Here is an 18196-nt window from a genome sequence, read left to right as displayed (position 1 = left end):
TACATGCGAGTCGCTCCTGACTTACTGGCGTGAGTCAGGATGCCGCCAGTGGATATGCATTGGTGGGATATAACGTTTGTCCTGTGTCAGAGCGCGTTCATCGATCAACGTCGTAATCATTTCAAAGCTGTTTTCCGCCAGTCGCTCACTGTCTTGAGCAATGGTGTCAATTTTCAACGGTAGACAATCAAACAAATAGTGATCGTCAAAGCTGCACAGCCGGATCTCACTTTCCATCAGGTTATGCTGGTTCAGGTAACGTAAAACCCCTTCCAATAGGCCGCACGCGGCGGTAAAGAGCGCTTTAGGCGGTCGGCCCAGATTGGCGCAGAGTTGAGCAAACATTTCGTAGCCTGAACTGGGATGATAGTTGCCATGAATAATCCATTCAGGCCGACACTCAATACCTGCCCACTCTAATCCTAACTGAAAGCCAGCCAGACGGTCGCGGGTAGGGGAGATTCGCGACTGGCCGCCGATGAAATAGAATTCATCAGGGTGCTGGCGAGCTATGCGCTCGACGAGTTTGGCGGTCGATTCCACCGACTCGGTGAGCACGAACGGTAAGTCTGACTCGCCAATCACCCGGTCAAACTGAACAACAGGCAATTGCTGATTGATTTTCTGGTACTCGATGTCACTGAGCATACTGGATGCGACAATTAGCCCATCAACCTGACGTTGTATCAAACTGTTGACGGCCATCATCTCCTGACTGGCATTTTCGTCCGTACAGGCGATAAGGAGCTGCAACCCGGCTTCGCGGCACAGCATTTCCAGATCGCGTGAGACGACGGCAAAACCATAGTTGGTCATTTCCGGTACAACCAAACCCAGTGTATTACTGCGAGAGGAGCGCAGTGAGCGGGCATGAATACTGGGCTGATAGCGCTGCGCGTGGGCGACGGCCAGAATACGATCGCGGGTTGCATCAGAAACGCGAAACTCTTTACTGCGGCCATTAAGCACCAGGCTGGCAGTGGATTTTGATACACCGGAGAGTGCGGCAATATCACTGATTGTTACGCGCTTGGTTTGTTTCACTGCTGGATCTGTCTGCTGTCAGAGAAAGGGGAAATTATTCTATCACGCATGGCGCTAACAGCCAGTGTTGCAACGTCAATCGCCCTGGGCCACTGAAGGAGAGCGTTGCGTTGCTGCCGGGGAAATAGCTGGCAGACATCACGGCTACACCATCATTGATAAAAATCTCGACACTGGAGCGATCGCACAGGATCTGCAACTGGTGCAGATCTCCGCGCCAGTAACGATGTTCTGGTTCCCCCGTGCGACGGTTATGCCGGCTTAGGGTCAGGCATTCGCCATCCCAGCAGAGAACCAGTAAGGACGCGATGTTGAGCTGAAATTCGCCCTGGGAGGTCAGTGTGACTTCGGCGCTGTCAACGGCTAACGGTGGTGCATAGTTGGCGACGCCATGCCAGGTATAATGCTGTGTTCGAAGCTGTTGCAGTTCGCGGACAGGTTGTTGATAGAGTTTCCCTTCACGTAGCGTAAGTTCCCGCGGGCAGGTCATGGTATGGAGCCATCCATGAGCAATCGTCGGCTCAAAAAACTCGTTCTCATCGGGAATGGCCATCCAGCCAAACATCAAACGCCGCCCATCTTCACTTTCCGTTGTTTGCGGCGCGTAAAACTCAAAGCCAAGATCCAATTCGTTGAATCCATGATGCGGGTAATTACCGTTTCGATAATCCAGCGCCCCGATAAAGTAACCTGCCTGGAAGGTGTTCAGATAGCGCTCTTCTTCCGCTGGCACCCCTTGCGGACAGCAGATTAAGACATCCCGTCCGTTCAGTCTGAATAGGTCCGGGCATTCCCACATATAACCAAAATCACCCAGACCGCCAAGTCGGGAACCGGCAATTTCAGCGATCCGTTCCCAGTGGCGCAGATCGCTTGAGCGGTACAGCAGCACTTTGCCTTGTAGCTGTTTATCCTGTGCGCCGAGAACCATGTACCAGTGATCCTCGTGTTTCCATACCTTTGGATCACGGACATGGCCGGTATAGCCTTCCGGCAACGTCAGCACCGGCCCCAGCTTGTCATACTCTCCATCGGTGTTTTCTCTGGCCAGACACTGGAATGCAGTACGCGAACCGTCCTCGTATTTCACATTGCCAGTGTAAATCAGGGTGATCGCGCCATTATCAACCACGGCGGAACCGGAATAGCATCCGTGCGTCTCATAGCTTTCACTAGGCACTAACGCAACAGGCTCGTGCCGCCAATGCACCAAATCGACTGAACTCCAGTGCCCCCAGAATTTTGCTCCGTGGGTGCAGGCTAAAGGATTCCACTGATAAAACAGATGGTAACGACCATTGTGATGTATAAATCCATTCGGATCGTTGAGTAGCCCCACGCTTGGCGACAGATGCCAATGCGGACGGTGAGGATCATTGCCGATGCGGGCCTGGTTAGACATCAGGGCATACGCCATACGTTTTAACAAATGGGTTTCCATCATTATTCGCTATCCGTTTTATATTTCAGCAGGAATGAAATGATAAACGCTGCACCGAAGGCGATGAGCATACCAACGAGGTAGTTGAGCATAGAGCCTGCCTGGACGATAGCCAGACCTGGGAAGCCCGTCAATCCTACCGCCGTCATATTGACGTGATTGAAGACGACCCATGCCCCGCCCAATGCCCCACCCGCCAGTGCGGCCAGGAACGGTTTTACAAAGCGCAGGTTGATACCAAATATGGCGGCTTCGGTGATGCCGAGCAGCGCAGAAAACGAGGATGGGATAACAATTGCCTTGATTTTCACATCGTTGGTTTTGAAATAAACCGCCAGACAAGCACCGCCTTGAGCGACGTTAGCCATTGCCCAGATCGGCAACAGGAAGTTAACGCCGATGTTTGGATTACCCAGCAGCCCGGCCTCAATGGCATGGAAGCTGTGGTGAACACCGGTGATAACAATCGCGGAATAGGTTCCGCCGAACAGCAGCCCGGCCAGCCACCCTGCGTGCGTAATCAAGGTGCTCAGTACGAAAGAGATACCGTCACCCAGCATTCTCCCTGCCGGACCGATGATCAGTAAGGCGATAAAGCCAGAAATGACCACGGTCAGAAATGGAGTAATAATGATATCCAACGCATTTGGCACCACTTTGCGCAGGCGTTTTTCCACCATGCTCATAAACCAGACGGCCAGCAACACCGGGAAGACCGTACCCTGATAACCCACCATGGCAATATCCAGACCGAACATGTTCATGGTCTGAAAGCCGCTGGCAATCCCCCAGGCGTTGGTGAGTGCAGGATGGGTGAGGATGCCGCCCAATGTTGCGCCGAGATAGGGGTTTCCGCCGAATTCCCTGGCGGCGGTGAAACCGATAAGAATAGGCAGGATGATAAATGCGGCGGAGCTGAACATATCCAGCATAATGAAAACCGCGCTGCCGGCATCGGCCCAGCCATAGGTCTTGATCAACCCGAGCAGCCCCATCAGCAGACCGGATGCAACAATCGCCGGAATGATGGGAACAAAGATATTTGACAGCAGGCGCGCCAGACGTTGCAGTGGGTTTAGTTTTTGTGCCGCCAGCGTAGCGGCTTCAGACTTGCTGGACTCACTGATGCCAGCCACTTTGATAAATTCGGCATAAACTTTATTGACCAGTCCAGTACCGAAAATTATCTGTATTTGCCCCGCATTGTGAAAACAGCCTTTGACTCCTTCAACCTGTTCAATCGCTTTTTTGTCGGCCTGCTTATCATCATTGAGTACCAGGCGCAGACGGGTGGCGCAGTGGGCGGCGCTGGCGATATTTTCTTTTCCCCCCAACAAGGGGATGAGTGCTGTCGCTGTGGCGTTAATGTCCATTTTATTCCTCTTTTTACGGTATCCTCGTCGCCGGTTATCGGTCTTGATAACCGGCGGCCACGTTATGTGACTATCAGAACCAGGTTTCCATCTGGACACCGAAATTCCATTCGCCGCCAGCCTTGAAACCGGTAGTACCAAAGGTATCGGAGTTATCGCTGGTGTAGTTATCCAGACGTTTGTCCCAGTCCATATAGGTGGCGAACAGACGCAGTTCCGGGCGGCTGAAGATATTGGCTATATCACCCACTTTGAACGTGGGCGCGAATGTCAGCTTATAGAAGCCGCCGCTCACCTTATTGAATCTTCTATCATTACCATCGACTCTTATCGTATAGCCTTGAGGATCGAGATCCATATATTGGTAACTGGCTTCATATGCCAGGGCGAAGTTTTCGGTGATTTCCTGAACCAGACGGGTGTTGAAGGTTATCCATTTATAGCTGTCGCCATCGACATAGCGATCCTGACTGACCTGAGCAAGAATAGAAGGGGCAAACGTCCAGTTTCTACTCAATGGCGTGTCGCCGTAAACAGCCAGGCGCCAGGTATCCGCGTCATTGGTCAGGTTACCGTCTGAACCGATGGATTTGACTTCCGCGCCTAAACCGTGACCATAGAGAACCGCCACTTTCGAATTACCTTCACGCAAACCATAGAAGCTGTCGCCATTCCAGACGGCCATCGCATGAAAACCTTTGTCTCCCGCGTTGGTATTGGTGACGGCATTGGCACTATTGCTTGCCGTGTTTTCACGTGAATCGTTGTTCTTCGCTTTTAACCCGCTCAACATAAACTGGAAAGGGCCGACATAGTTATTGGCGGTCAAGATGTAGTTTTTAATATCGTTATCCAGCGCGGTGACTTCACCCAGGCTGCGACCGTAAAGGGAAAAGTTGCTTTTGAAGTTATCCGCCCACTTCACGTCATAAATCCCGCCGCCTGTACCGGCCATAAAGATCACATCGCTATCCAACTCATGAATATCAAAGTTGTCGCGGTCAAAGCGTTTACCTGCCCACAACGTGGTGTCTTTCCATATACCGGTAAAGGTTGGCAGTGAGCCTAACTCGACAAAGACTTCACGCACGTTGAGGTCGCTGCTGCTGGCGGTCCAGTCGTTATAAGTGCGCTGCCCGTCTGCCATCATCACTTTGAAGCGGGTGGTGGCACCGTTATCCAGTATTTGTTTATGCTCCAGCTTCACTTCGACATAAGTGTCATCTTCATTACCCAGGCGACCAACATGTCCACCGGTTTGACCGGCGGGTGTCATACCCGGCCCAATATCGGTTTTGGAGCTGGTGGCGGAATCATTGATGGACAGACCCGAACGGGCATAGGCGTGAAATTCAAAACCATCAGCAGAGGATTTATGGTTGGCCAGCGCGGCGGTACGCTGTTCCACCTGCTGGGTTTTCTGCTCGGTTTGCGCGGTACGGGTCGCCAGTTGCCGTGTCTGTTTTTCTGCCGCTTCGGCACGGGCTTCAGCGGCTTGCGCCCGGTGTTCGGCTTCCTGCAACCGTTGTTCGAGTGCATTCAGACGGGCTTCAATACTGTCTGTACTGGCAGCAGAAGCGTAGAAAGGACTGGAGAGGAGTAATCCTATTGTTACGGTAAGATAGTTTAGTTTCATTTTTTGTTCTCTTCCTTGGGGGCGTTTTATTGTTTTTACAGAGGTCTGTTTTGCTGGAATGCTAAACCGGTTTTTCAAAAGGGAAAATAAAACTGGTCAATCGGGTTGGCAAGGAATTTCACCAGCCCGATTGTGTAACTGTGATCCTGACAGCAAAACAGGATTACTCACTGATGCGCTAGCGTGGTCAGTGTCTGGCCGGCGATGTAGAGCGGATTTGTTGCGCGTAAGGCAGGGCTGTCATGGCGCCTTTAGCTGTTGTGGCAAGCGCGCCGCACAGTTGGGCCTGTTCGATAACCTTTTCCCATGAAACCGCCTGTGAGAGATCGTCGTATTCGGCTAAACCTTGCAGTAACCCGGCAACAAAGGCGTCGCCTGCGCCGGTGGTATCAATCGGCGTGACGTAGGGCGCAACGAAGTGCTGCCGCTGTTTACCGTCATGGAGCCATACGCCTTCACTGCCCAGTGTGACCAGCAGCAGCTTTATGGCGTAGCGTTGCATAAGCCACTCGATGCCTTGTTCTATATCGTCGGTGGCGGTGAGAAACACCAACTCGTCCTGCGATAGCTTCACGACGTCAGCCTGCGCCAGCGCTTGATCGAGGCTCGTTTTCAGTTCCTGCTCGCTGGACCAGAGGTCCTCGCGGATATTGGGATCGAAACTGACCCATCCTTGCGCGGCTTTTATGCGGCGTATCGCCTCAAGGGCCGTGCTGCGCGAAGGTTCCTGTGAAAGGGCGATGGAGCACAGATGCAGCCATTCTCCGCGGCTGAATACGGGTAAATCATCCGCTTGTAGAAACAGATCGGCGCTGGGACGTACCATAAAGGTAAATGACCGTTCGCCGAATTGGTCCAGGCTGACGACCACGGTAGAGGTGCGATAGCGATCGTCCCGGATCATGCAGTGTATGTCTACCTGCTCCTGATCCAGGACGTTTTGCAGAAAGTGACCGAAAACGTCGTTTCCTACCCGGCCAATAAATGCGCTGTGGCCCCCCAGCCGGGCAATACCTACTGCGACATTAGCCGGAGCGCCGCCCGGACATTTGAGGTAACGCTCTGAATCTTCCGGGATGAGATCGACCACCGCGTCGCCCATCACCCAAATTTTATTTGCCATAAAATCACTCTTATCAAGGATATTAGAACTGTTTGCTAAAATAGAAGAATCGGTTTAGCAGTGCAACTCATTAACGATAGATGTTAGCGCAACGCCACAAACTGATTTTTTCCTTATCAAATGTTATGGCGCTGGTTGAGAATAGTGATTTAGCAAGGAAAGCGCGGGAGTGATGCGAGATCCCTCCCCTTTAAGCGCGTTTCTGGCTGAAAAGCATGATCCGGCGCATGTCGAAGCCACTCTGATCAGCAGCGTTATTTTTGTCCTCGTATAATTCTGTCCCCTGTTGCCTGGTTAATAAACTATCGAAGATTAGCTAGGTTTATATAAATCCCATTTTCTGACAACGAAGAATTTCTATGCCAATCAGCCTGATCCAGCCCGAACGCGCACTGTTCTCGTACCCACGTTATTGGGCCGAATGTTACGGTACTGCGCCGTTTTTTCCGATGTCGCGGCAGGAAATGGACCAACTGGGCTGGGACAGTTGTGATGTGATCATCGTGACCGGTGATGCGTATGTTGATCATCCGAGTTTTGGTATGGCGATTGTCGGGCGGATGCTGGAAGCACAGGGATTTCGCGTTGGAATTATCTCTCAGCCTGACTGGAGGTCGAAAGAGGATTTTATGCGCCTCGGTAAGCCCAATCTGTTTTTTGGCGTCACCGCCGGAAATATGGATTCGATGATCAACCGTTACACGGCGGATCGAAAACTACGCCACGATGATGCCTATACGCCTGACAACCTCGGTGGGAAGAGGCCGGATCGGGCAACATTGGTGTATAGCCAGCGCTGCAAAGAGGCTTATAACGGGGTTCCGGTGATCCTGGGCGGTATCGAAGCCAGTCTGCGGCGTATCGCGCATTATGATTACTGGTCTGATACCGTGCGGCGCTCGGTGCTGGTGGACGCCAAAGCGGATATGCTGATTTACGGAAATGGTGAGCGCCCGCTGGCGGAGGTTGCGCACCGATTGGCGGCAGGTGAACCGATAAACGACATCCATGACGTGCGTAATACCGCGGTGATGCGTAAAACGGCGCTGACTGGTTGGAGCGGGGTTGACTCAACCCGGCTCGACAAGCCCGGTCGCATCGAACCTATCATGAACCCTTACGGCGAAGATTTGCCTTGTTCCGCAGGGGGAAGCCCGGCGCCGGATGCGGCTCAACCGATCACCGTGCAAGCGCCGCGACCCAAGCCGTGGGAAAAAACCTATGTGCTCTTGCCGTCGTTTGAAAAAGTGAAAGGCGATAAAGTGATGTACGCCCATGCGTCGCGGATATTACATCATGAAACCAATCCGGGGTGCGCCAGGGCATTGATGCAAAAACACGGCGACCGCTATGTTTGGATTAACCCGCCAGCGATCCCGCTCTCAACTGAAGAGATGGATGCGGTGTTCGCGCTGCCGTTTCAGCGTGTTCCGCATCCTTCTTATGGTAATGCGGTGATCCCGGCATACGATATGATCCGTTTTTCGATCAACATTATGCGCGGGTGTTACGGCGGCTGTTCATTCTGTTCGATCACTGAGCATGAAGGGCGGATCATCCAGAGCCGTTCAGAGGAGTCGATAGTTAAAGAGATCGAAGAGATCCGCGATCATGTTCCTGGATTTACCGGCGTTATCTCTGATTTGGGCGGGCCGACGGCCAATATGTACATGTTGCGCTGTCAGTCGCCGCGTGCCGAGCAGAGCTGTCGGCGAGCGTCCTGTATTTATCCTGAAATCTGTTCGCACATGGATACCAACCATGAACCAACCATTAAACTTTATCGGCGTACGCGCAGCCTGAAAGGCATTAAGAAAATCCTCATCGCTTCCGGCGTCCGTTACGATCTGGCGGTGGAAGATCCGCGTTATATCAAGGAGCTGGCCGAACATCATGTGGGGGGATATCTTAAGATTGCGCCTGAACATACTGAAACCGGGCCGCTGTCAAAAATGATGAAGCCCGGCATGGGAAGCTATCATCGCTTCAAGCAGCTTTTTGACCGTTATTCAAAACAGGCGGGAAAACAGCAGTATTTGATCCCCTATTTTATTTCAGCACATCCGGGAACCCGTGATGAAGATATGGTCAATCTGGCGTTGTGGCTGAAAGAGAACCGTTTCAGATTGGATCAGGTACAAAACTTTTATCCTTCCCCGCTGGCGAATGCGACCACCATGTATTACAGCGGTAAGAACCCGTTGAACAAAGTGGATTACAAAAGCGAGGACGTGGTTGTGCCGCGGGGTGAGCGTCAACGCCGCCTGCATAAAGCGCTGCTTCGCTACCACGATCCGGCGAACTGGCCGCTGATCCGCGACTCACTGACCGCGATGGGCATGAAACGGCTGATTGGCAACCGGACTGACTGCCTGATCCCCACAGAAGCGCCGGGTGAGCGCACGGCGTCACGCGGTGGCGCTGGCGCAAAAGGCGCATCATCACCCCGCCCCGCGTTGACCCGGTTTACTACGCCGATCGCACCCCATAAATCGTCAGGTAAAAAACCGACTTAACATTGCTGTCGATCGGGCTATGATCGGTATTGGCAGTTTCTCAACGCTCAACCTGCGCCTCGATCGCTTTTCGCAACTGCACAAATGTTGTCACACTCCGCTGACAGCCGTTTACCTGTGGCGCAGGATAGGTGCGTTCAGAAAATTAACTGAGATGTCAGGCATGGCAGGAGAACCGATGGAGACAGAAAACGACCTTAAAGCCATCTCCCATTATCTGAAGAAGTTGCACGTACTGACAGTGTGCGTGGGCGATAATTCGGATTTATGGTGTGCGAGTTGCTTCTACACTTATGACGATCGGCAGGTTGCTTTTTATCTGATGACGGAGTTGCATACCCGTCATGGTGAGCTGATGTTACGGCAGCCACAGGTTGCCGGCACGGTAAGCGGCCAGCCGAAAAGTGTGATGTTGATTAAAGGTATACAGTTCCGTGCGCAGGCGGTGCGGCTGGAGGGAGAAGACGAGCAGCAGGCGCGGGCCTGTTACAATGCGCGTTTCCCGGTAGCCAGAGCCGCTCATGCCCCGATCTGGCGTTTGCAACTGATAGAACTGAAGATGACGGACAACACGCTGGGATTTGGCAAGAAACGTTACTGGCAACGACATGACGATATTAAAAGATAGGCAACAAGGGGGAGAAATGAGTCAGGTATTGCTATTGGGAGCGACGGGCTTGGTGGGGAATGAGGTGTTACAGCTTTTAAAGGCGAATAATCGGGTTGAAACCATTTATGCGCCAACCCGTAAACCGCTGGTTCCCACAGAGAAAGTGGTTAATCTCTATAACTCTGATCTTTTGGTAGCGCTTTCCCAGATTATTGCACCCATTGATATCGCTTTTTGCTGCCTGGGTTCGACGCTTAAGGCAGCAGGAAGTAAGCAGGCGTTCCGCTATGTGGATTACACGCTGGTGGTGGAAGGGGCAAAAGCGGCACTGGCATTGGGCGCGAAACATCTGTTGGTAGTTAGCTCACTGAGCGCCAATGCGACTTCGCCTTTCTTTTATTCACGGGTCAAGGGCGAAGCCGAGAAGGCTTTGCGTCAGCAAGGGTGGCAACATCTGACATTGGCCCGGCCATCGATGCTATTGGGTGAAAGGAAAGACAGCCGCCCTTTAGAGAGCCTGACTGCGCCGTTATTTCGCTTTTTCCCGGCAAAATGGCGGGCAATAGACGGGAAAACAGTGGCGCAGGCATTATTGAATCAGGCATTTTCGCCAGAACCGAAAGCAAAGGTGACGGTTTTGGAATCCGACCAATTACGCAAGCTGGGTAAGCAGAAAACTCGGATGTAAAAAGCAGTCGCAGAGAGGTAAACGGAGATAGGAAGATTAGCGCAGGCGGTGGATAACCTGATTGCTGCTGCCTCGCCAGATCAGCGCAGGATCTTTGAGATCCTGAACAAACTTACCGTCAACCAGTACGTTGATCAGATCTACCACCTGCTGCTGTTCCGCCGTCAGCTCCGCCAAAACATAGCCTGTCCACATCCAAATGTCCTTCCCCGGACACTCCGCACGTATCCGCCTTACCAGTTGCAGAATCTCAGGTACATTCTGCGGGTGAAGCGGATCGCCGCCGGACAGCGTAATCCCCTGCCGCGGAATCTCCCTATCCTGAAGATCGGCGATAATCCGATCCTGTAGTTCCTGGGTAAACGGTTGGCCGGAGTTTAGCCGCCAGGTGCTTTTGTTGTAGCACCCAGCGCATTGATGCACACACCCGGAAACAAACAGGGTGCAGCGCGTTCCAGGGCCGTTGACCACATCAACCGGGTAATATTGGTGATAATTCATACGTGTGAAGCCATTTGATGAAGGTGAGGCCACGCTCCCTGCGGCCTGAGACCATTAACCCAGTTGCCCGTTGCCTAAGTGTTTGATGCGGCGTTTGACTTCTTCCTGTTTACCGGCGTTAAACGGCCTTGCATCCGGGCTACCGAGATAGCCGCACACCCGGCGGGTGACGGATACGCGGGCTGAGTTGTGATTACCGCATTTCGGGCAGGTGAAGCCCTTGCTGGTGCACTCAAACTCACCGGTAAAGCCGCATTCATAGCATTCATCAATCGGCGTGTTGGTGCCGTAATAAGGTACGCGGCTGTAGCTGTAATCCCAGACGTCTTCCAGCGCCTTAACGTTATGTTGCAGATTCGGGTATTCGCCGTAACAGATGAAGCCCCCGCTGGCCAGCGGCGGGTAGGGCGCTTCAAAATCGATTTTTTCGTATGGGTTGACCTTTTTCTCCACGTCCAGATGGAAACTGTTGGTGTAATAGCCTTTGTCCGTCACGCCCTGAACCACGCCGAATTCGGCGGTATCCAGACGGCAGAAGCGGTCACACAGGTTTTCGCTGGGCGTACTGTACAGGCTGAAGCCGTAGCCGGTTTCTTCTTTCCAGTGCTCGGTGGCTTGTTTCAGACGGGCAACGATCGCCACGGCTTTTTCACGCAGCTTTTCATTATCGAATACATGAACCTGATTGCCGAACAGTGCGTTGATGGTTTCATGAATGCCGATATAGCCCAGCGAAATGGACGCACGGCCATGCTTGAAGATCTCCGCAATGCTGTCATTCGCTTGCAAGCGCACGCCACAGGCGCCTTCCATATACAGAATCGGCGCCACCCGTGCTTTGACGTCTTCCAGCCGGGCAATGCGCGTCATCAGCGCCTTTTTAGACAACGCCAGACGCTGGTCGAGCAGCGTCCAGAAGCGAGCCTCGTCACCGTTGGCCTCCAGAGCGATACGCGGCAGGTTCAGGCTGATCACTCCCAGATTGTTGCGGCCATCGTGAATTTGCTGACCGTTCTCTTCATAAACCCCCAGGAAGCTGCGGCAACCCATCGGCGTTTTGAATGAGCCGGTGACTTCAACCACTTGATCGTAATTGAGGATATCGGGATACATGCGTTTGCTGGCGCATTCCAGCGCCAGTTGCTTAATGTCGTAATTCGGATCGTCAGGCTTGTGATTCACCCCGTCACGAATAGCAAACACCAGTTTGGGGAAAACCGCCGTTTTATGATTTCTACCCAGCCCGGCGATGCGGTTACGCAGAATGGACGCCTGGATCAGCCGGGACTCCCAACTGGTGCCCAGCCCAAAGCCGAAGGTGACGAAGGGCGTCTGACCGTTGGCGGTATGCAGCGTATTCACCTCGTATTCCAGTGACTGGAAGGCGTCATAGCACTCTTTCTCCGTGCGGGTGCGGGCATAACCATCCGCATCAGGAATATGCCATTCTTGCGCAATAGCCTTATGCTTTTCATGACTGGCGCTGACAAACGGCGCCAGAATTTCATCAATACGGTTAATCGTGGTGCCGCCATAAATATGGCTGGCGACCTGAGCAATGATCTGGGCGGTTACGGCGGTAGCGGTCGAAATCGATTTTGGTGGCTCGATCTCCGCATTACCCATCTTGAATCCCTTGGTCAGCATCCCATCGAGATCAATCAGCATACAGTTAAACATCGGGAAGAAGGGCGAGTAGTCGAGATCGTGGTAATGAATCTCTCCCCGTTCGTGGGCAAGCACCACATCACGCGGCAAAATATATTGTTTGGCATAGTGCTTGGCCACAATACCCGCCAGTAAGTCGCGCTGGGTGGGTATGACTTTGCTGTCTTTGTTGGCGTTCTCGTTCAACAGCGCCAGATTGCTTTGTTCTACCAGCCCCCGGATCTCCTGATTTAGCCGACCATGACGCTCACGCGCCACATCCCGATCGTGGCGGTATTCAATATAGGTACGAGCCAACTGTTTGTAGGTGCCGGACATCAACAGGTTTTCGACCGCATTCTGGATTTCACGAATATCAACGCGTTGCTTATCCTGCATTTGTTGAGCGACTGCACCGGCCACGGTTGCACAGTAATCCGCGTCGTCGATTCCGGCAGCTTGTGCCGCTCTCTCTACGGCTTCTTTGATGCGGACTTCATCAAAAGGTACTTGGCAGCCATCCCGTTTAATCACGACTGGTTTCACGTTCTGTTCCTCTGTCAATGTTATCCACAAGCAAAAACCGCAGTGCGTAAGGGCTGCGTGGGGTGTGGATGATATTGTGGATAAACACTATATATAGGTGATGTTTATAGGATAGACACTATATATTGAAATTGCACAAAGGGTTTCATGCTTTTATCGCTGTAAAATTGATGTAGAGCAAAGAAATTTTCGCGGCGTAGATAAATCGCGCTTGCATAAAAATCAACCAAAATGGCGAGATGGCTGTGAAGCGTGGCCGTGCGTAGCGCGACGATCTTTCTGATGTTTTTTTATCGTCAAAACGCGTGAAGGATAGAAAAATCTGAAAGTGTCTGGCAGTCGTGTTCCGGCAACGGTGATGAATGGTGAGTTTCATCCTCGATTGCCGGTTGAGGTTGCGTTACTTCTGAATCTCTGGGAAGAGGGGGAGCTGGCGGAAGGTATTCAGCAACCCTTCCGACCACGCCTTGCGGATTTGGATAAAATAGGGATTACTCTCGGTAATACGTTGTTGCTCGCTACTATCAAAGCTGTGCGCACGGTAGATCATGACGTCCAGCGGCAATCCTACCGACAGGTTACTGCGCAGGGTGGAATCAATGGAGATCAGCGCACAACACATGGCCTGCTCCAGCGGCGTATCCATGCTCAGTACCCGATCGATAATCGGTTTGCCGTACTTGCTTTCGCCGATTTGAAAATAGGGTGTGTCGTCGGTGGCCTCGATGAAGTTGCCTTCAGGATAAATATGGAACAGCCGTGGCGCCTCACCATTAATCTGACCGCCGAGGATAAGATTGCAGCCGAAATTGGTGTTGCTGCCGCTCTGCTGGGACTGGCTGTCGCGGTGAATTACCTCTCGCACGGTTTCCCCCAGCAGCATGGCGGCATGGTACATTGTGCTGGTCTGCATCAGGTTAGGCGTTTCCTGCGCCTCGATGCGGGCGCTAAGGAGGCTGATGATGCTTTGGGTGGTGGCCAGATTGCCAGCGCATTGGATCACCAGCACACGTTGATCATCATGATGAAAGACATGAAGTTTTTTAAACGTTGCAATGTGATCAACACCGGCATTGGTGCGGGAATCTGAAGCAAATACCAAGCCGTCAGACAAACGCATGGCCACACAGTACGTCATAGAACACCTTTTCGTCATAAAAGTTACTGTTGCTGCTGTACCTGTTGTTGGCGTTCAAACAGGCGTACCTCAGCCTCTGAAAACATCTCTTCACACCCGCCGCCGAGTCGTGAGCCGCGTACCGGGCAAGCATCCAGATAGTCCATGCCTACCGCCAGCCACAGATGCTGATAGAGCAAACGGGTGTTATTGGTAATATCAAAACCTTGCCAGCGATCGTTCAGCCAGACTTCCGCCCAGGCGTGCATAGCCACATGCTGGGTATCCTGGCTATAGACATAACCGCTCACATAGCGGGCAGGAATATTCAGGCTGCGGCAACAGGCCAGAAAGACATGGGTATGATCCTGACAAACGCCTTTGCGCATGGCAAACGCCTCTGCCGCGGTATCCTGAACCTGCGTGGCGCCGGGAGTATACGGCATTTTCAACTGTAATTCCGCCATCAGCGTGTTCAGGCTTTCTTCTGGTTCCTGTGGCCGATAATAGCGCTGTGCAAACTCGCGGATGTTGCCATCCGCTTCCGTCAGCGGTGTGCTGCGCAGGAATACCAGCGGCGACAGGGTATCTGCTTGGCCGCTGTCATAGGCCGCTTCTGCGTTATCGGCGATTTCCACTATGCCTTGAGCGTGGATCGTGATGTCGTGATGGGGAACATCAAGGGTCAGCACATGCAGTACGTTGCCATAGGCATCGGTGGTGGTAATGGCCGGGGCGGGGAGCATCAGTTTCCACTCCTGAATCTGCTGGCGGGCTGAGTTCTGTGGCGTCAAACGCAGATACTGGGTGCTGAATTTCACTTCCTCATCATAGTGATAATGCGTCAGGTGATTAATGGTAAGTTTCATAGCGCCTCCAGATAGGTATGACGGATGCTATCTGCCAGTTCATTGATTTTACTTAGAAAGTGTTTCAGATAGGCATCCAGCCCCTCAGCCATAATGTCGTCAAGCGTACCAAAACGCAGCTCCACGTGCAGAAGATGGGCAAGACGGTGGGGAACCCTGGCCCGCTGGCCGCCAATGGCCTCCAGTTGCTGTACCAGATCGTCGATACAGGCGTGCAGTGAGCGCGGAACATCCTCACGTAACACCAGTAATTCCGTTACGGTTTCGCGGCTGATCGGCTGGCGATAGATACTGTGATAGGCTTCGCGGGCGCTGACGGCCCGCAGCAGCGTATCCAGCCGGTAATATTCACGCACGGGATCGGGATCGCTATTCAACTGTTGATCTTTCAGGCTGAGTAACTGTGCGGTAGCGTAGGCGCGCTCGATGAGGGTGCCGAGACGAATAAAGCATTGTGCGTCGTTGCGCAACAGGGTGCCAAACATCGCGCCCCGGAACAGATGAGCGCGCTCTTTTACCCAGTCAAAGAAAGTATCAATGCCGATTTTATCCACCCCCTGGTCGCGCAGGTTACGGATATCAATGCGGGTGGTGTTAATGCATTCCCACACCTCTGAGGACAGGCTGCCGCGCACGGCATGGGCATTATTCCAGGCCATCTCAATACAGTTATAGATGCTGCTGGGGTTCTGGCTGTCCAGCGCGAAAAAGTTCAGCAGATTGCTCATGGAGAAAAGCGTATAGCGTTCCTGAAACAACTCATGCGTAGAGGTCAGGTTCAGCGGTAGCGCCAGATCGCGTTGTTGCTGACTGTGGCGCGGCATCATGGATAATTTGTAGGTGACATCCAGAACACGGGCAAGGCTTTCCGCCCGCTCCAGATAGCGGGCCATCCAATAGAGTTCGCTGGCGGTGCGGCTTAACATTATTCATCCTCCTCCATGACCCAGGTATCTTTGGTGCCGCCGCCTTGCGAGGAGTTGACCACCAATGAGCCTTCCGTCAGTGCGACGCGGGTTAAACCGCCGGGTATCAGGCGGATCTCTTCCCCCAGAAGTGCGAACGGACGCAGGTCGATATGACGGGGAGCCAGTCCATCTTCCACAAAGGTGGGGCAGGTGGACAACGCCAGCGTTTCCTGAGCGATGTAATTGTACGGATTCGACAGCAAGCGCAGGCGGAAATCCTCGATCTGCTGGCGTGTCGCCCTGGGGCCGACCAACATCCCGTACCCGCCTGCGCCGTGAACTTCTTTCACCACCATGCTATCCAGATTGTTGAGCACATAGCTGAGTTCTTGCGGATCGCGGCACTGCCAGGTCGGGATATTGCCCAGAATAGGCTCTTCGGACAGGTAGAAGCGGATCATATCCGGTACGTAAGGGTAGATGGACTTATCATCCGCCACACCGGTGCCAATGGCGTTGGCCAGCACCACGCCGCCAGAACGGTACACCGACAGCAGGCCGGGTACGCCGAGCATTGAATCGGCGCGGAATGCCAGCGGATCGAGAAAGGCATCATCCACGCGACGATAAATCACGTCCACCTGACAGGGGCCTTCGGTGGTTCGCATGTAGACTGTCCCTTCCTTAACGAACAGATCGGCGCTTTCCACCAGTTCGACGCCCATTTGTTGCGCCAGAAAGCTGTGTTCAAAATAGGCGCTGTTAAACCGCCCCGGCGTCATCACCACCACGGTCGGGTCGTCAACCGGTGTGCTTTCACGCAGCGTTTGCAGCAGATAGCTGGGGTAGCGTTCGACGGGGGCAATATGCTGGCTGGCGAACAGATCCGGATATAACCGCATCATCATTTTGCGGTTTTCCAGCATGTAAGAAACCCCGGAAGGGGTGCGCAGGTTGTCTTCCAGAACGTAATAATGGCCGTCGCTGTTGCGCACCATATCAATACCGGTGATATGGGCATAAATGTTGTTATGCAAATCCACACCCTGCATACAGGGTTGATATTGATCGTTAGCCAGCACTTGTTGGCTGGGAATAATGCCGGCCTTGAGAATATGCTGCTGATGATAGATGTCATATAAAAACGCGTTCAGCGCCTGCACCCGTTGGCGGATACCGCGATCAAGCTGACGCCATTCATGGGCGGGAATAATACGCGGTACGCTGTCGAAGGGAATTAAACGCTCAGTGCCGCCTTCTTCGCCATAGACGTTAAAGGTAATGCCGACGCGATGAAACAGTAGTTCAGCCTGCTCCTTTTTCTGTCTGATTGCCTGTTGGTCGGTTTGTTGCAGCCATTGCCAATAGGAATTGTAATGTTGGCGTTGTTGGCCTTCTACGGAGAGCATCTCATCGTAGTAAGACGTTGTCGGAAGCGTCATTTTTATCATTGTCATCCCCATGCGTATCGCTTAATAGCGATAATAGAACAATGCATAAAATGCGCCATTTTGACAAAGTGCCTGCCTGCTATCATCCGGCAGATTTTTTTGCACTTGCTTGGTGCGGCGGGTCGAGTGGTTGCACAGCGGTAGGCGACGGCAGGAAAAACGGGCAGAGAGAGAAAAAGGCGCACAGCCAAATGGTGCGCCTTTATGACATTATGCTTAAAAACAGGGTTTAGCGACGAACGGCGATCGCTTCAATTTCGATTTTCACGTCTTTTGGCAGACGAGCGACTTCTACGCAGGAACGCGCCGGGAACGGTGCATTGTGTGCGGTAAAGAAGGCTTCATAGGCCGCATTGACGGTGGTGAAATCGTTCAGATCTTTAACGAATACCGTGATTTTTACGATATCGGAAACCTTCAGACCGGCGGCTTCCACAATGGCTTGCACATTCTCCAGCGACTGGCGCGTCTGTGCCGTAATGTCATCGGCAATCAGGCCGGTTTTCGGGTTAACCGGAATTTGGCCGGAAGTCATGATCATGCTGCCAAGATCGACGCCTTGTACATAAGGGCCAATGGCTGCCGGAGCGTGTTCGGTGCTGATGGTGCGTGACATGGTATCTCCTGATTATTGCGTCTCAATAACGTGAATGCGCCATTATTCAAAAAAGCGTGGTGTGAGGCAATGACCGTGAGCAGGACGAACCGAAGAAAAGCGCCGGTTGT

The 18196-nt window shown here is 52.8% G+C and carries 15 protein-coding genes; 3 read left to right on the top strand and 12 right to left on the bottom strand.

Features of this window, described 5'->3' with window-relative positions:
* Positions 1–21 precede the first annotated feature (21 nt).
* From BIY29_RS14140 to BIY29_RS14120, 5 genes are all read right to left on the bottom strand, one after another.
* Positions 22–1044: a substrate-binding domain-containing protein gene (locus tag BIY29_RS14140; RefSeq protein WP_121575744.1), complete on the bottom strand. Its 1023-nt coding sequence runs from the start codon at positions 1042–1044 to the stop codon at positions 22–24.
* A gap of 34 nt (positions 1045–1078) precedes the next feature.
* Entirely contained in the window at positions 1079–2488 is a 1410-nt protein-coding gene (locus BIY29_RS14135; RefSeq protein WP_121575743.1) for a glycoside hydrolase family 32 protein, read from the bottom strand.
* Positions 2488–3858 carry a sucrose-specific PTS transporter subunit IIBC gene (locus BIY29_RS14130; protein WP_121575742.1) on the bottom strand — a complete coding sequence of 457 codons (1371 nt, stop codon included), beginning with the start codon at positions 3856–3858 and terminating at the stop codon, positions 2488–2490. The genes BIY29_RS14135 and BIY29_RS14130 overlap by 1 nt, the downstream gene beginning before the upstream one ends.
* A gap of 73 nt (positions 3859–3931) precedes the next feature.
* Positions 3932–5494: a carbohydrate porin gene (locus BIY29_RS14125; protein WP_121575741.1), complete on the bottom strand. Its 1563-nt coding sequence runs from the start codon at positions 5492–5494 to the stop codon at positions 3932–3934.
* 187 nt (positions 5495–5681) lie between these two features.
* Positions 5682–6617: an aminoimidazole riboside kinase gene (locus tag BIY29_RS14120; RefSeq protein WP_121575740.1), complete on the bottom strand. Its 936-nt coding sequence runs from the start codon at positions 6615–6617 to the stop codon at positions 5682–5684.
* 359 nt (positions 6618–6976) lie between these two features.
* Between BIY29_RS14120 and BIY29_RS14115 the strand changes: the two genes are divergently transcribed.
* The 3 genes from BIY29_RS14115 (at position 6977) to BIY29_RS14105 (ending at position 10431) form a co-directional block, all read left to right on the top strand.
* On the top strand, positions 6977–9133 hold the full coding sequence (locus BIY29_RS14115) for a YgiQ family radical SAM protein (protein ID WP_121575739.1): 2157 nt from the start codon (positions 6977–6979) through the stop codon (positions 9131–9133).
* A gap of 178 nt (positions 9134–9311) precedes the next feature.
* The gene (locus BIY29_RS14110) at positions 9312–9761 is read left to right on the top strand and encodes a YhbP family protein (RefSeq protein WP_121575738.1); all 450 of its coding nucleotides are present in this window, start codon (positions 9312–9314) and stop codon (positions 9759–9761) included.
* A 16-nt stretch (positions 9762–9777) separates the two neighbouring features.
* Positions 9778–10431: an NAD(P)H-binding protein gene (locus BIY29_RS14105; RefSeq protein ID WP_121575737.1), complete on the top strand. Its 654-nt coding sequence runs from the start codon at positions 9778–9780 to the stop codon at positions 10429–10431.
* A 36-nt stretch (positions 10432–10467) separates the two neighbouring features.
* Here BIY29_RS14105 and nrdG read toward each other — a convergent pair whose 3' ends face one another.
* The 7 genes from nrdG to ridA all read right to left on the bottom strand — a co-directional run bounded on the left by nrdG (position 10468) and on the right by ridA (position 18086).
* Positions 10468–10932, bottom strand: coding sequence for an anaerobic ribonucleoside-triphosphate reductase-activating protein (nrdG, locus tag BIY29_RS14100; RefSeq protein WP_121575736.1), 465 nt, complete (start codon positions 10930–10932; stop codon positions 10468–10470).
* Between the two features lie 54 nt (positions 10933–10986).
* Positions 10987–13125, bottom strand: a complete 2139-nt coding sequence (gene nrdD / locus BIY29_RS14095) for an anaerobic ribonucleoside-triphosphate reductase (RefSeq protein WP_121575735.1) — start codon at positions 13123–13125, stop codon at positions 10987–10989.
* Between the two features lie 400 nt (positions 13126–13525).
* Positions 13526–14263 (bottom strand): proteasome-type protease, encoded by a 738-nt coding sequence (locus BIY29_RS14090; RefSeq protein ID WP_121575734.1) that lies wholly within the window; start codon positions 14261–14263, stop codon positions 13526–13528.
* Between the two features lie 23 nt (positions 14264–14286).
* Positions 14287–15111, bottom strand: a complete 825-nt coding sequence (locus tag BIY29_RS14085) for a transglutaminase family protein (RefSeq protein WP_121575733.1) — start codon at positions 15109–15111, stop codon at positions 14287–14289.
* On the bottom strand, positions 15108–16037 hold the full coding sequence (locus BIY29_RS14080; RefSeq protein WP_121575732.1) for an alpha-E domain-containing protein: 930 nt from the start codon (positions 16035–16037) through the stop codon (positions 15108–15110). Before BIY29_RS14080 ends, BIY29_RS14085 begins: the two co-directional genes overlap by 4 nt.
* Positions 16037–17470 (bottom strand): circularly permuted type 2 ATP-grasp protein, encoded by a 1434-nt coding sequence (locus BIY29_RS14075; protein WP_121575731.1) that lies wholly within the window; start codon positions 17468–17470, stop codon positions 16037–16039. Before BIY29_RS14075 ends, BIY29_RS14080 begins: the two co-directional genes overlap by 1 nt.
* A 229-nt stretch (positions 17471–17699) precedes the next feature.
* Positions 17700–18086 carry a 2-iminobutanoate/2-iminopropanoate deaminase gene (gene ridA, locus BIY29_RS14070; RefSeq protein ID WP_121575730.1) on the bottom strand — a complete coding sequence of 129 codons (387 nt, stop codon included), beginning with the start codon at positions 18084–18086 and terminating at the stop codon, positions 17700–17702.
* Between the last annotated feature and the right edge of the window lie 110 nt (positions 18087–18196).

This window comes from Brenneria alni, assembly GCF_003666245.1.
Classification (GTDB): Bacteria; Pseudomonadota; Gammaproteobacteria; order Enterobacterales; family Enterobacteriaceae; genus Brenneria; species Brenneria alni.
This window is presented reverse-complemented; position numbering and strand designations above follow the sequence as displayed.